The following is a 14,795-nucleotide window of genomic DNA, read 5'->3' on the forward strand; positions in this document are numbered from 1 at the left end:
CCGCACCCGGCCACCGCCTACGCCGGTCCCGGGCGGCGACGCCCCCGCGTCCGCGGGCCGCCGTAGCAGGCGGGCGGACCGCCGTCGGGGTCCTCGGCCAGGAGGATGCCGCCGAGCACCGCGGCGGTGGCGCCGGCGGACGGGTCGGTGGCGGCGGGGCACGGGTTGCCGTGCAGGCGTACGTCCTGTTCGGCGAGGTCGCGGGCCTGGCGGGCCAAGGTGTCGGCGGTCTGCGGGTCGGTCGGGAGGAGGCGCAGCGCTTCCGCGAGCCGGATGCGGGCCGTGGACCCGACCGCGCCCCGGTGTGTGCCGACGAAGTCGTCGGCGGCGGCGACGGCGCTGCGCGCGACGAGTTCCTCGGCGGCCGACAGGACACCGGCCCGCCGGGTACCGACCGGCGCGGTCGCCCGTACGATCCGCCGCAGCGCGTCCAGCGGGTCGTACGGCCCCTCAGCCCGTTCGGCGTGTACGCGGGCCAGTTCCAGGTCGGCGTGCGTGACGCGGGCGCGCAGCTCACCTGCGGCGACGTCGACGGGGACGGCCGCCGACGACGTGCCCGGTACGGGGACGGGCGCCGCGCCGGAGGCGGCGGCCGTTCCCGGACCCGCCCCGGGTGGGGGCTGCGACGCCGACCTGCCGGCCGTACGCTGCGGGGGCTTGGGGAACTTGGCGGACTCCGGGGAGCCCGGGGAGCCCGGGGCGTCCTGGGTGGGCGCGGTCGTGCGGTCCGGGCCGCCGGTCAGCTGCGCGGCGGCGGACTCGGCCGCTCGCCGGATCGCCTCGAGGTCCGCCTCCGCGCCGCTGAGCGCCGCCGGTACGAGGTGCTCGGCTGCCGGCAGCTCCTCGGCCAGCCGCTCGACGCCGTGCACGAACACCGATGTCTGGGCGACCGCGCCCTCGGCCACGCGCAGGTGACAGGCGGCCGCCCGGAGGTTCCCCGAGTCGGCCGACTGGCGGGCCCGGTTCAGCCGGGACGTGGCCAGCACCAGCCGGTCCTTGGCCTGCTCCACGTGTCCCGTGACGGATGCGACGGCTGTCGGCCCGTACCGTTCGCGAAGCCCGGCGACTGTCGAAGCGGCGCCCCCCGTGCGCCCCGCCAGTTCCCGGAACCGCGCCTCCGCGACCTCCAGCGCCTCACCCAGCCCCCGTTCCAGCCCGCGCAGTTCGTCGAACGCGGCGGCCACCGCGTCCAGCAGCCGTCCCGCCTCCTCGCAGCGCCCGACCACGCCGGCCAGCGCCTGCCCCCGCGCGGCCGCGTCCTCGGGGACACCGTGGTCGTACCGCTCCCGCATCCGGCAGGCGGCGGCGAGCTCCGCCGCCGCATCCCGCACCGCTCGTGCGAACGGCTCGACGGCCGCCGCGCCGAACCGCGCCTCGGCGAAGCCGAGTTCCTCCCGGCTGGTGCGCACCCAGTCGTCCGCGAGGGCGATCAACTCCGTGGAGTGTCCGTCGAGTTCATCGGACGGCGGCGGTGACCGCCACGGCACGGAGGGCGGGGCGGGACCGCCGCCGGGGGTCGTACGGGTCCTGGACCGCCGGGTCCGCCGGACGTACCCGTACCCGGCGAGCACCCCCGCCGTGCCCACCGCCACGAGCGGCAGGGCGAGATAGCCCGGCGACGTCTCGTCCTGCCGCGGTGCGGCGGTGGCGGTCACCGGAGAGGTCCGGGGGAGCGCAACCGCGGTGCCGCTGTTGATCGTCATCCCCGGAAGCACCAGCCACACGATGCCCACCGTGCCGGCCAGCACGGTGTGCGCCACCCGCCCCGACAGCCGGCGGGTCGCGCACCGCGGCCGGGCCGCCCGGAACACCGATGCCGTCACATTGGGGAGCGTATGACCGCCCGAGCGGGCACGCGACCGGGGCTGCGGCACTGGTGGGGCGTACGGGACACGGCAACGCGGGAGGGGACACCGGCATGAAGAACACCACCGGCAGCCAGGAGAACGCTGGCGCGGGGAACACGTCCGGTGTGGAGGGCACTGTCGGCGGGCAGGAGACCGCCGGTGCGGAGGATGTGTCCGGTGCGGAGAGCGGGATCGGCGGGGCTGGCGGTACTGGCGCGGGGAACGCTTGCGGTGTGGAGGGCACTGTCGGCGGGCAGGAGACCGCCGGTGCGGAGGATGTGTCCGGTGCGGAGAGCGGGGCCGGCGGGGCTGGCGGTACCGGCGCGGGGAACGCTTGCGGTGTGGAGGGCACCGTCGGCGGGCAGGAGACCGCCGGTGCGGAGGATGTGTCCGGTGCGGAGAGCGCGGCCGGCGCGGAGGGCGCGTCCGGTACGGACGACACCGCCGGCGGGCGAGGGACCACCGGCACGGAAAGCGCGTCCGGCGCAGACATCACCTGCACGGCGAAGCCGTCTGCCACGGACGACGCCTCCCTCAGGCACCAGACCACCAAAACGCAACGCACCACGGACACAACGCCCCCCGACCCCGACCAGGGGCGCGCGAGCCCGCCCCGTCGCCCGCGCCGCGGTCTGCGCCGGGGGCGCCGGATCGTCCTCGGCCTCGTGCTGCTGCTGGTTCTGCCGCTGCTCGCCGCCGAGACCGCCCTCCGGGTGAACTACATGGGCGACCCCGCCGACGGGACGCACACAAGGGGCCAGGACGCGATCTGGCTGGGCCATGCCTGGGTGGACGGCCGGAAGAAGGACACCGACGTCGCCGCCCTCGCCCGCCGACTGCGCGGAACCGGCATCCGCGACCTGTACGTGCACGCGGGCCCGCTCGAACACGACGGCACCCTCCCCAAGTCGTCGTATCCCAGAGCGGGTTGGCTGATACCCGCCGTGCATCGCGCGCTGCCCGGCGTCCGCGTGCAGGCCTGGCTCGGCGACAAGCTGGCCACCGAGAGCCCGGACGGGATGCGACTGGAGCGGGCCGAGACGCGCGCGGCCGTGGTCACCTCCACCCGCGAGATCCTGGCCGCCGGTTTCGACGGCGCCCACTTCGACCTGGAGCCACTGCACTCCGGCGACCGCGACTACCTCGACCTGCTCGACGACCTGCGGGCCGTCACCCGCGCCCACGGCGTCCCCCTGTCCGTCGCCGCCCACCAGATCGACCCGCTGCCCGCCTTCCACTCCCTGTGGGGCACGCTCGCCAACCACCCCAAGTGGTGGTCGCAGGCGTACTTCGCCCAGGTCGCCCGCCGCGTCGACCAGATCGCCCTGATGTCGTACGACACCATGCAGCCGCTGCCGAGCCTGTACGGCGGCTACGTAGCCCAGCAGACCTCCCTCGCCCTGGAGGTCACCCCGCCCACGACCGACCTGCTGATGGGCCTGCCGTTCTTCCACGACAACCGCTTCGGCCACCGCGCCGCCGCCGAAACGGTCCCCGCCGCCGTCCGCGGCGTGCGCCTCGGCCTCTCCCGCACGGACGCCGACCGCGAGCGCTTCGGCGTCGCGCTGTACGTCGACTTCGCCGCCACGGAGGACGACTGGACCGCGTACCGGCGAGGCTGGGCTCGCCTGTCGTGATCACGGCCTTGATGAGAGGGTGATCGGTACGCACTGGATGGTGGGGGGAGCGGCCGCGCCGGCCGTCGTGGCCGTGGCGGGGCCGGCCGTGATCGGGATCCTGGGGATCACGACCGGATGGGTGGCGCCGGTCGGCCGGAACAAGGTCCTGCGGCCCGGGCTGTGGGGGCACGGCTCATCGACCGGTGCCGCCGGCACGGGCGCGTTCCTGTACTTCGGCCCGCTCAGCAGCAGGCCGGCCCCCGCTTCAACCGCGCGCTCGTCGGCATGGCCGTGTTCTTCCTGGGCCTGTTCCTGCAGACCCCGTCCCAGCGCCCCGGCCGCACGGGCTCCCTGAACCACCTCTGGGACAGGACCTAGGACGACCGCCGCCCGATCTTCGACCCCAGCCACACCAGCGGGTCGTACTTGCGGTCAACCGCCCGTTCCTTCAGGGGGATCAGCGCGTTGTCGGTGATCCTGATGCCCTCGGGGCAGACCTCCGTGCAGCACTTGGTGATGTTGCAGTAGCCCAGGCCGTGGTCGTCCTGGGCCGCGCGCTTGCGGTCCAGGCCCACGTCCGCGGCGGCGTCCAGCGGGTGCATGTCGAGTTCGGCGACGCGCATCAGGAAGCGGGGGCCCGCGTACGCCCGCTTGTTGTCCTCGTGGTCGCGTACGACATGGCACACGTCCTGGCACAGGAAGCACTCGATGCACTTGCGGAACTCCTGCGCCCGGTCCACGTCCTCCTGGAACATGCGGTACTCGCCGGGCTCGAGACCGGCCGGCGGTACGAAGGCCGGAACCTCGCGCGCCTTGGCGTAGTTGTAGCCGACGTCCGTCACCAGGTCACGGACGACCGGGAAGGTCCGCAGCGGGGAGACGGTGATGGTCTCCTCGCGGTCGAAGACCGACATGCGGGTCATGCACATCAGCCGGGGCCGCCCGTTGATCTCCGCGGAGCACGAACCGCACTTGCCCGCCTTGCAGTTCCAGCGCACGGCGAGATCCGGCGCCTGGGTGGCCTGGATCCGGTGGATGATGTCCAGCACCACCTCGCCGTCGTTGACCTCGACCTCGAAGTCCTCCAGGCCGCCGCCCCGAGCGTCACCCCGCCACACCTTGAAGCGGGCCACATAGCTGCTCACTCGTACAGCTCCTCTTCGGCGAGGTACTTGACCAGCTCCTCCTTCTCGAAGAGGGCGAGCAGGTCGGGGCGAATGGGTTCGGTGGTCTCCCGGGAGAGGGTGATCTGGCCGCGCACGGGGTCCGTCGCCGCCAGCCCGCCCGTCGGGTCGGTCAGGCGGCACAGCAGGTTGATCCGGCGCCAGTCGCGCTCCATCGCCGGGCAGTCCTCGCGGGTGTGCCCGCCGCGCGACTCGGTGCGCTCCAGCGCGGCCCGCGCCACGCACTCGCTGACCAGCAGCATGTTCCGCAGGTCGAGCGCGAGGTGCCAGCCGGGGTTGAACTGCCGGTGCCCCTCGACCCCGGCCCGCCGCGCCCGCACCCGCAGCTCGGCGAGCTTCCTCAGCGCCTGCTCCATCTCGCCCTCGCGGCGGATGATGCCGACCAGGTCGTTCATGGTCTGCTGGAGTTCCTGGTGCAGGGTGTACGGGTTCTCCGGCGGCCCGCCCGCCGGCTCCCCGCCCTGCGCGCCCTCCGCCGAGAACGGCCGCAGCGCCTCCGCGGCCGCCGCGTCCACCTGGGTGCCGTCCACGCTCGGGCGTTCGCGCGCCGCCCCCTGCGCGTACTCGGCCGCGTGCCACCCGGCCCGGCGCCCGAACACCAGCAGGTCGGACAGCGAGTTGCCGCCGAGCCGGTTGGAGCCGTGCATACCGCCCGCGACCTCCCCGGCCGCGAACAGCCCCGGCACCCCGCGGGCCGCCGCCGTGTCGGAGTCGACCGCGATACCGCCCATGACGTAGTGGCAGGTCGGCCCGACCTCCATCGGCTCCGCCGTGATGTCGACGTCGGCCAGTTCCTTGAACTGGTGGTACATCGAGGGCAGCCGGCGCCGGACGACCTCGGCCGGCATCCGTGTCGACACGTCGAGGAACACCCCGCCGTGCGGCGAGCCGCGGCCCGCCTTGACCTCGGCGTTGATCGCGCGGGCCACCTCGTCGCGGGGCAGCAGCTCCGGCGGGCGCCGGTTGTTGTCCGGGTCCTCGTACCAGCGGTCCGCCTCCTCCTCCGACTCGGCGTACTTCTCCTTGAAGACGTCGGGGATGTAGTCGAACATGAACCGCTTGTCCTCGGAGTTGCGCAGCACTCCGCCGTCGCCGCGGACCGACTCGGTGACGAGGATGCCCTTCACCGACGGTGGCCAGACCATGCCCGTCGGATGGAACTGCACGAACTCCATGTTCAGCAGCGGCGCCCCGGCGAGCAGCGCGAGCGCGTGCCCGTCGCCGGTGTACTCCCACGAGTTCGACGTCACCTTGAACGACTTGCCGATGCCGCCGGTCGCGATGACGACCGCGGGCGCCTCCAGCACGAAGAAACGGCCGCTCTCGCGCTCGTAGGCGAAGACCCCCGAGACTCGCCCCAAGCCTTCGGCCGGGGGGACCCCCGCCTCGCTTCGCGCGCCGTCCTTGAGGATCCTCGTCACCGTGCACTCCTGGAAGACCTTCAGCCGGGACTCGTAGTCCCCGGTCTCCCGGTGGTCCTCCTGCTGCAACGAGACGATCTTCTGCTGGAGCGTCCGGATCAGCTCCAGGCCCGTACGGTCGCCGACGTGCGCAAGGCGCGGGTACTCGTGCCCGCCGAAGTTGCGCTGCGAGATCCGGCCGTCCTTCGTACGGTCGAACAGCGCGCCCCAGGTCTCCAGCTCCCACACCCGCTGCGGCGCCTCCTGCGCGTGCAGCTCGGCCATCCGCCACTGGTTGAGGAACTTGCCGCCGCGCATGGTGTCGCGGAAGTGGACCTGCCAGGTGTCGTGCTCGTTGGCGTTGGCCATGGCCGCCGCGATGCCGCCCTCGGCCATCACCGTGTGCGCCTTGCCGAACAGCGACTTGCAGATCACCGCGGTACGCGCCCCGCGCTCGCGCGCCTCGATCGCGGCCCGCAGCCCGGCGCCGCCCGCGCCGACCACGACGACGTCCCATTCCTGCCGCTCCACCACGGACATCACAAGGCCCCACTCGTCGGACTCATCAGAAGAACCGCGGATCGTCGAAGACGCCGGAGGCGACCAGGTACACGTAGAAGTCGGCGAGCGCCACGCTGAACAGCGAGGCCCAGGCCAGCTGCATGTGGCGGGCGTTCAGCCGGCTCACGAACTGCCAGAGGCGGTAGCGCACCGGATGCTTCGAGAAGTGCTTGAGCTGCCCGCCCACGATGTGCCGGCAGGAGTGGCAGGAGACCGTGTACGCCCAGATCAGCACGATGTTGACCAGGAAGACGACGGTGCCCAGACCCATGTGGCCCCAGCGGTAGTGCTGATCGCGGAAGGCCAGCACGGTGTCGTAGGTCAGCACGCCGGCGACCAGGATCGCCGCGTAGAAGAAGTACCGGTGGACGTTCTGCAGGATCAGCGGGAAGCGGGTCTCACCCGTGTACGTGCGGTGCGGCTCGGCGACCGCGCAGGCCGGCGGGGACGCCCAGAAGCCCCGGTAGTAGGCCTTGCGGTAGTAGTAGCAGGTCAGCCGGAAGCCCAGCGGGAAGATCAGGATGATGATCGCCGGGGAGATCGCCCACCAGCTGCCGAACAGGTCGGCGTTGGGGCCGGCGCGCATGGTCCGGCAGTTCTGCGCCAGGCACGGCGAATAGAACGGCGAGACGTACGGCGCCGCGTAGTAGTGCGCGTTCGCGAAGGCACGCCAGGTCGAGTAGACGACGAACGCGAGCAGTCCGGCCGCGGTGCCGGCGGGCGCCAGCCACCAGCGGTCGGTCCGCAGGTGCCGGGCGGCGATCCTGGCCCGCCCGGGGGAGCGGACGCCGCCGCCGAGCGTATGGGGTTGTGTGCCGGGAGGTTCCGTACCTGTGGCCAATGCGGGACGCACCTTCCTGTCGGGCTCGTCTCCGGGCCACTGGAGCCGGTGTCGAGCCCCTTCGGTTCACTCGGGGTCGGTTCAGGGGGCGTGGCGGTCGCGGGCGCCGAGTCCCTCGTCGTCCGAGTCCGTCCACAGGGAGATGTCGTAGGGCGCGTCGGAGATGGTGACGAGCGGGGGCCGCTGCGGGGCGGCCTGGCCCTGGGAGGCCTCGCGCAGCAGGGAGACGCTCTCGCGCAGGTGGTCGGCGTCGGTGCGCACGCGGCGTATCTCCAGCCCGCCGCCGAGCTGCTGCTCCAGCCGGCCCACCGACCGCAGCAGATCGTCGAGGGCGTGCTGGACCGACGTCAGGTCGTCGTGCACGGACATGACGTGACCTCGCTTCCACGGGCCGTATGGCCCTAGGCGGCAACGTTCATGCGCCTGCGAGTGTCGCGCGTCACACCTGTCGGTGGGAAGGGATGTGCAGCGATTGGCGGATGGCACATCCCACACGCACGCCCGCACGCGCTCTGTGTGCGCCGGGGGCTGCCTGCGCCGAACGGGTGACCTTCCAGGCCCGCGCCGCCGTGTCGCCTCCGGCTGACGAACCCTTTCCCTTTCAGTGGGCCGTAGATCTGATGAACACCAAAATACCGCCAAATGCGATCAAACCCCACCCGTGCCACCGGCGGGAGCGGCTCCACGGAGGTAGCACAGATGTCCTACGACGGTGTCGGTCCGCGCGCGGCCATGCGCGCGGTCGCCTTCCTGACCGCGGGCGCCCTCACGGTGCCCCTGCTCGCCGGCTGCGGCTCGGACGACGAGAGCAGCAAGCCGCTGGCCGCCCAGGACATCGCGCCCGCCGCCCGCAACCAGGTCGCCGACGGAGGCAGGCTGCGCTGGGCCGTGGACGCGATGCCGCAGACGCTGAACGCCTTCCAGGCGGACGCCGACGCCGGCACCACCCGCATCGCCCAGGCGGTGCTGCCCGCCATGTTCCGGCTCGACGCGAACGGCCACCCGCAGCGCGACGCCGACTACCTGGAGTCCGCCCGGGTGGTCGAGACCGAACCCAAGCAGGTCGTCGTCTACCGGCTCGACCAGCAGGCCGTCTGGAGTGACGGCCGCGAGATCGGAGCCGCCGACTTCGCCGCCCAGTGGCGCGCCCTGTCCGGCAAGGACTCGGCGTACTGGACCGCCCGCAACGCCGGATACGACCGCATCGAGAAGATCGAGCGCGGCGCCAACGACCTGGAGGTCCGGGTCACCTTCGCCCGCCCCTACGCCGACTGGCGGTCGCTGTTCTCACCGCTGTACCCCAAGGACGTCATGGGCACCGCGAACGCCTTCAACGACGGCGCCCGCAGGAAGCTGGCGGTCAGCGCCGGACCGTTCGCCGTGCAGAAGATCGACACCAAGGCCAAGGACGTCGTCCTCGGCCGCAACCCGCGCTGGTGGGGCCACCCGGTCAAGCTGTCCGAGATCGTGCTGCACGAGGTGCCGCGCGACAAGCGGGCCGCCGCTCTCGCCGAGGGGTCCGTGGACGTGGCCGACATCGACCCCGCCGATGTCCAGCGGATCAAGGCCGCCGGCGCCCAGGGCGGCAGCCTGTTCCAGAGCCCGGCCGGCGGCCGCACCGCCGCCAAGGCGCTGCTCTCCTGGTCGGTGCTGCACGGCTCCGACGACAAGGCCGCCGACCGCGAGCGCCGCGCGCTGGAGAAGGAGCGCACGTCGCTCACCACGTACCTGCGGCAGCAGGCGGCGCTGCGCGACTTCCAGGTGCGCAAGTCGCTGGAGCCCGCGTACACCCAGCTCGCCCTCAACGGTTCCGCGGGCCCCCTGGCCGACGAGCGCGTCCGCCACGCGGTGGCGCACGCGCTGGACCGCAAGGAACTCGCCGAGATCGTCCTGAAGCCGCTCGGCCTGCCCGCGGTCCCGGTCGGCAGCCACCTCGCCCTGTCCGGCCAGAACGCCTACGCCGACAGCAGCGACGCCCTCGGTGGGCAGGACACCGCCCAGGCGCGGGACCTGCTCGCGGACGCCGGCTGGGTGCCCGGCCCGGTCAAGGAGCAGAAGGACCCCAAGAAGGGGGGCAAGGCGGCCGGCGGCCAGGGCCACGGCTCACAGAACTCCGGCGGGGACGGCGACGGCACGTACGTCGTCGGCGAGAACGACAACGTGGAGGACGGCAAGGCACCCGGCCCGAGCGAGCGGGACCGGGACCGGGACCACAAGGACCACCAGGAGAAGCGCGGGCCGGGCGACGACGGCGCCACGCAACTCGCCCAGGACGGCAGGCAGTCCACCAACGACCATCTCACACAGGGCGGCGTGCCCGGCGCCTACGCCCCCAAGGGCACCGCCGCGCCGGCGCCCGGAGCCGCCGCCGGGCCGCTGGCCAAGGACGGCAAGCCGCTCACGCTGCGTTTCGTGGTTCCCTCGGGCCCCGGCTCGGACACGCTGCGCAAGGTGGCCGACCGGGTGACCGCCATGCTCAAGAAGGTCGGCGTCGGCACGGAGATCATCAAGGTCCCCGACGAGAGCTACTTCCGGGACCACATCGCCTCCGGGCAGTTCGACCTCGCGCTGTACTCCTGGCCCGCCTCCGCCTGGCCGGCCACCGACGCCCGCCCCATCTACGCCAAGCCCGCACCGGCCGCCGACGGCTCGCTGAACGTCCAGCAGAACTACACCCGCGTCGGCACCGACCAGGTCGACCAGCTCTTCGACCAGGCCATCGCCGCCCTGGACGAGGGCGAGCAGACAGGCCTGCTGCGCAAGGCCGACGCCCGCATCTGGGCGGCGGCCGGCTCGATCCCCCTCTACCAGCGCCCCCAGCTGACCGTCGTCCGCAAGAACCTCGCGAACGTCGGGGCCTTCGGCTTCCAGACCCCCGTCTACGAGGACATGGGCTTCCTGAAGAAGGGAGCACAGCCCTCGGGCGGCGCGTCGCCGAAGGGCTGAGACCGAGAAGCCACGGTCAGGCGATCCCCGGGCCCCGTCGGCCCGGGGATCGCCGCCCTTTTGTGCGGGAAGCCCGACTTGTGATCACGCGGACACACTCCGCGTTCCCGTGGGCGCTCGCCCCGCCCTTTTTCGGCCGCACCTCGGCGGCCCGTACCATGGGTCGAGGCCGTGGCGTGTCCCGCCCGGCAGGGCCCGCGTAACACCGACGTACGCGCAGGTCGTCCGCACACTTCGGGAGTACGCCTCACTATGGCCACGCGCCACGACATCCGCAACGTCGCCATCGTCGCCCACGTCGACCACGGCAAGACCACCATCGTCGACGCCATGCTGAAGCAGGCCGGCGCCTTCGCCGCGCACCAGCTCGACCAGGTCGACGAGCGCATGATGGACTCGAACGACCTGGAGCGTGAGAAGGGCATCACGATCCTCGCCAAGAACACGGCGGTGAAGTACCACCCCAAGGACGGCGGGGAGCCCATCACGATCAACATCATCGACACCCCCGGCCACGCCGACTTCGGCGGCGAGGTCGAGCGCGGACTGTCGATGGTCGACGGCGTCGTCCTGCTCGTCGACGCCTCCGAGGGCCCGCTGCCGCAGACCCGCTTCGTCCTGCGCAAGGCCCTCCAGGCCCGTCTGCCCGTGATCCTCTGCATCAACAAGACGGACCGGCCCGACGCCCGGATCGACGAGGTCGTCAACGAGGCCTACGACCTGTTCCTGGACCTGGACGCCGACGAGGACCAGATCGAGTTCCCGATCGTCTACGCGTGCGGCCGGGACGGCATCGCCTCGCTCACCAAGCCCGAGGACGGGACGGTTCCCACGGACTCCACCAGCCTGGAGCCGTTCTTCTCCACGATCCTCCAGCACATCCCGGCCCCCACCTACGACGAGGCCGGCCCCCTCCAGGCGCACGTCACGAACCTCGACGCGGACAACTTCCTCGGCCGTATCGCGCTGCTGCGGGTGGAGCAGGGCGAGCTGCGCAAGGGCCAGACGGTCGCGTGGATCAAGCGCGACGGCTCCGTGCAGAACGTGCGGATCTCCGAGCTGATGATGACCGAGGCGCTCACCCGCAAGCCCGCCGAGAAGGCCGGCCCCGGTGACATCTGCGCGGTCGCGGGCATCCCGGACATCATGATCGGTGAGACCCTGGCGGACCCCGAGAACCCTGTCCCGCTGCCGCTGATCACGGTCGACGAGCCGGCGATCTCCATGACCATCGGCACCAACACCTCCCCGCTGGTCGGCCGTGGCGGCACCGGCAAGGGCGCCGACGCGAAGGCGGCCGTCAAGGACCGCAAGGTGACCGCCCGCCAGGTCAAGGACCGCCTGGACCGCGAGCTGATCGGCAATGTGTCGCTGCGCGTGCTGGACACCGACCGCCCCGACGCCTGGGAGGTCCAGGGCCGCGGAGAGCTGGCGCTGGCGATCCTGGTGGAAACCATGCGCCGCGAGGGCTACGAGCTGACCGTGGGCAAGCCGCAGGTCGTCACCAAGGAGATCGACGGCAAGACGTACGAGCCGGTCGAGCGCATGACGATCGACGTGCCCGAGGAGCACATGGGCGCCGTCACCCAGCTCATGGGCGTGCGCAAGGGCCGGATGGACAACATGTCCAACCATGGCTCCGGCTGGGTCCGCATGGAGTTCGTGGTGCCCTCCCGGGGTCTGATCGGCTTCCGGACCGAGTTCCTCACCCAGACCCGCGGCACGGGCATCGGCCACTCCATCCACGAGGGCTTCGAGCCCTGGTTCGGCACGCTGCAGACCCGTAACAACGGCTCCCTGGTCGCCGACCGCTCCGGCGCCGTCACCGCCTTCGCGATGACCAACCTCCAGGAGCGCGGCGTGCTCTTCGTGGAGCCGGGCACCGAGGTGTACGAGGGCATGATCGTCGGCGAGAACTCCCGCTCCGACGACATGGACGTCAACATCACCAAGGAGAAGAAGCTCACCAACATGCGGTCGTCCACGGCCGACGTGGCCGAGTCGATCGTCCCGCCGCGCAAGCTCTCCCTGGAGCAGTCGCTGGAGTTCTGCCGCGACGACGAGTGCGTCGAGGTGACCCCGGAGGCGGTCCGCATCCGCAAGGTCGTCCTCGACCAGCGCGACCGCGCCCGCGCCGCCAGCCGCGCCAAGCACAGCTGAGCGACGGCCGGGGTCGCTCCCGGCCAGTCCTCGGCCCGAGACGCCCACCCGACGGTACGCGGGTGGGCGCCTGTTTCCCGCCGGTCGGCGACCGGCGGGCCGGTACAGGGTTTTCCCTATAACGGTGTGTCAGATCTGGTCTCGCAGCCCGTACCTGTGGGAGCTTCGCCGTTGTCGCAGTGGCCGGAATCCGCGGACCGGCCGTCCTCGCGCGGCCCACGAGCCGGCACCGGCGGTGCCGGCATGGGCTCAACCTCCGGTCGACGCAACCGGTTTTCCCTCTCCCCGTCCGCTATCCGGACAGCGAAGCCCGATAGTTGTGTAACAAGTCCGTTTCGCTGTGATCTTTCACGAAACCCTTTGTCCGGATTTTGGGAGAAGTAGACGTCAGGTGTGATCGAACCGAAACCTTGAAGGTGTGGTTCGTTCCCGTTCGGATGGCAGATAGTTAGGCGCGTAGAGCTCGGATCAACGGGTCACGCGCTGCAGCCGGCGACGACTCGCGAGCGCGGGGGCACCTGACTTTCTCCGGTACCGGTGACGGTGCCGTGTCATGTGCTCGCCCATGCGGTGAACTAATGGACTCATGAGGAGGAACCCATGCGCGGTGCCAAGAGCGCCAAGTGGGTCGCGATGGCTGGAGTTGTTGCTCTGGCGGCCACCGCCTGTGGTGGCGGGAACGGCGACAGTGGCAACGGCAGCAGCAAGGCGGCTGTCGACCCGGTCGGCATCTTCAGCTACGCCAACGGTGAGCCGCAGAACCCGTTGCAGCCCGCGAACACGATGGAGTCGTACGGCTCGGTCGTCATCCGGGCCCTGTTCACCGGCCTCGTCGACTACGACGCCAAGGGCGACATCGTCTACATGAATGCGGATTCGGTCGAGCCGGACGCCGCGAACAAGGTGTGGACGGTCAAGCTCAAGAAGGGCTGGAAGTTCCACAACGGCGAGGAAGTCACCGCCAAGTCCTACGTGGACGCGTGGAACTGGGCCGCCAACGTCGCGAACAACCAGGTCAACTCCTCCTGGTTCTCGGACATCAAGGGCTATGCCGATGTTCACCCGGAGAAGGGCAAGGCCAAGGCTGACACCATGTCCGGCCTGAAGGTTGTCGACGACCAGACCTTCACGATCGAGCTGTCGTCCGGCATCCCGTACTTCGCGTACAAGCTGGCCTACCCCGTCTTCTCCCCGCTTCCCAGCGGCTTCTTCAAGGACCCGACGGGCTACGGCGAGAAGCCGGTCGGCAACGGTCCCTACAAGTTCAAGTCCTGGGATCACAAGAAGTCGATCCAGGTCGTCAAGAACGACGACTACCAGGGCTCGAACAAGGCCAAGAACGGTGGTATCGACTTCAAGGCGTACACCTCCCCGGACGGCGCCTACAAGGACCTGGTGTCCAACAACGTCGACTCGATGCCGGCCTTCCCGACCAGCGCGCTGCCCAACTACAAGCAGGACCTGGGCGACCGCGCGATCGAGTTGGACTACGCGGCCATCAACACGATCAACCCCGCCTTCTACACGAAGCAGTGGAAGAACGTCGACCCCAAGGTCATCCAGGGTCTGTCGATGGCGATCGACCGCGACACCATCATCAAGACCGTGTTCTACGGCACCCGTGAGGCCGCCACCGGCTGGGTCGCCAAGGGCGTGAAGGGCTACAAGGCCGGCGCCTGCGGCGAGTTCTGCGAGTACAACCCGGAGAAGGCCAAGCAGCTCATCAAGGAGGGCGGCGGCGTTCCGGGCAACAAGATCTCCATCCAGTACAACGCCGACCAGCCGCACAAGGACTGGGTCGTCGCGGTCTGCAACTCCATCAAGCAGGCCACGGGCGTCGACTGCGTCGGCGACGCGAAGACCGACTTCCAGGCCGACCTCGCCGTGCGAGACGCCAAGCAGGTCAAGTCGATGTACCGCTCCGGCTGGGTGCTCGACTACCCCTTCAACGGCAACTTCCTGCGTGACCTGTACGGCACCGGCGTCGCCGGCAACAAGGGCGGCTTCTCGGACCCCGAGTTCGACAAGCTCGCCAAGCAGGCCGACGCGGCGAAGACCGTGGACGAGTCGGCCGCGCTGTACCAGAAGGCCGAGGAGCAGTTGAAGAACAGCTTCCCGGGCATCCCGCTCTGGTACCAGCGCACGATCTCCGGTCACTCCTCGAACGTGAAGAATGTCGAGTTCGACCAGGCCGGTGACCCGATCTTCACCAACGTCGAGGTCCTGAAGAAGTAATC

General features: G+C 71.0%; 9 protein-coding genes. 4 read left to right on the forward strand and 5 right to left on the reverse strand.

Features of this window, described 5'->3' with window-relative positions:
* Positions 1-17 precede the first annotated feature (17 nt).
* Positions 18-1,823: a hypothetical protein gene (locus ACFY4A_RS08085; protein WP_390828573.1), complete on the reverse strand. Its 1,806-nt coding sequence runs from the start codon at positions 1,821-1,823 to the stop codon at positions 18-20.
* 410 nt (positions 1,824-2,233) lie between these two features.
* Between ACFY4A_RS08085 and ACFY4A_RS08090 the strand changes: the two genes are divergently transcribed.
* Complete coding sequence (locus tag ACFY4A_RS08090; protein ID WP_390828758.1) at positions 2,234-3,484, forward strand: hypothetical protein; 1,251 nt, start codon at positions 2,234-2,236, stop codon at positions 3,482-3,484.
* Between the two features lie 356 nt (positions 3,485-3,840).
* Here ACFY4A_RS08090 and ACFY4A_RS08095 read toward each other — a convergent pair whose 3' ends face one another.
* The 4 genes from ACFY4A_RS08095 to ACFY4A_RS08110 form a co-directional block, all read right to left on the reverse strand.
* Entirely contained in the window at positions 3,841-4,611 is a 771-nt protein-coding gene (locus ACFY4A_RS08095; RefSeq protein WP_390828574.1) for a succinate dehydrogenase/fumarate reductase iron-sulfur subunit, read from the reverse strand.
* A complete protein-coding gene (locus ACFY4A_RS08100) occupies positions 4,608-6,590 on the reverse strand; it encodes a fumarate reductase/succinate dehydrogenase flavoprotein subunit (RefSeq protein WP_390828575.1) in 1,983 nt (660 codons plus the stop codon). Before ACFY4A_RS08100 ends, ACFY4A_RS08095 begins: the two co-directional genes overlap by 4 nt.
* Positions 6,591-6,615: 25 nt before the next feature.
* A complete protein-coding gene (locus ACFY4A_RS08105; RefSeq protein WP_390828576.1) occupies positions 6,616-7,452 on the reverse strand; it encodes a hypothetical protein in 837 nt (278 codons plus the stop codon).
* Positions 7,453-7,533: 81 nt separating this feature from the next.
* Complete coding sequence (locus ACFY4A_RS08110) at positions 7,534-7,821, reverse strand: hypothetical protein (RefSeq protein WP_390828577.1); 288 nt, start codon at positions 7,819-7,821, stop codon at positions 7,534-7,536.
* Between the two features lie 330 nt (positions 7,822-8,151).
* Between ACFY4A_RS08110 and ACFY4A_RS08115 the strand changes: the two genes are divergently transcribed.
* The 3 genes from ACFY4A_RS08115 to ACFY4A_RS08125 all read left to right on the forward strand — a co-directional run bounded on the left by ACFY4A_RS08115 (position 8,152) and on the right by ACFY4A_RS08125 (position 14,793).
* On the forward strand, positions 8,152-10,398 hold the full coding sequence (locus ACFY4A_RS08115; RefSeq protein WP_390828578.1) for an ABC transporter family substrate-binding protein: 2,247 nt from the start codon (positions 8,152-8,154) through the stop codon (positions 10,396-10,398).
* 252 nt (positions 10,399-10,650) lie between these two features.
* Positions 10,651-12,558: a translational GTPase TypA gene (gene typA / locus ACFY4A_RS08120; RefSeq protein WP_390828579.1), complete on the forward strand. Its 1,908-nt coding sequence runs from the start codon at positions 10,651-10,653 to the stop codon at positions 12,556-12,558.
* Positions 12,559-13,158: 600 nt separating this feature from the next.
* Positions 13,159-14,793 (forward strand): ABC transporter substrate-binding protein, encoded by a 1,635-nt coding sequence (locus ACFY4A_RS08125; RefSeq protein ID WP_390828580.1) that lies wholly within the window; start codon positions 13,159-13,161, stop codon positions 14,791-14,793.
* The last annotated feature ends 2 nt before the right edge of the window (positions 14,794-14,795 follow it).

Origin of the sequence: Streptomyces sp. NPDC001292 (assembly GCF_042896465.1) — a bacterium.
GTDB lineage: Bacteria > Actinomycetota > Actinomycetes > Streptomycetales > Streptomycetaceae > Streptomyces.

Bases quoted from the DNA above. Each gene is read 5' to 3' on its own strand.
- ACFY4A_RS08110 (WP_390828577.1), bottom strand. From the start codon at position 7,821: ATGTCCGTGCACGACGACCTGACGTCGGTCCAGCACGCCCTCGACGAT.
- ACFY4A_RS08115 (WP_390828578.1), top strand. From the start codon at position 8,152: ATGTCCTACGACGGTGTCGGTCCGCGCGCGGCCATGCGCGCGGTCGCC.
- typA (WP_390828579.1), top strand. From the start codon at position 10,651: ATGGCCACGCGCCACGACATCCGCAACGTCGCCATCGTCGCCCACGTC.
- ACFY4A_RS08100 (WP_390828575.1), bottom strand. From the start codon at position 6,590: ATGTCCGTGGTGGAGCGGCAGGAATGGGACGTCGTCGTGGTCGGCGCG.
- ACFY4A_RS08125 (WP_390828580.1), top strand. From the start codon at position 13,159: ATGCGCGGTGCCAAGAGCGCCAAGTGGGTCGCGATGGCTGGAGTTGTT.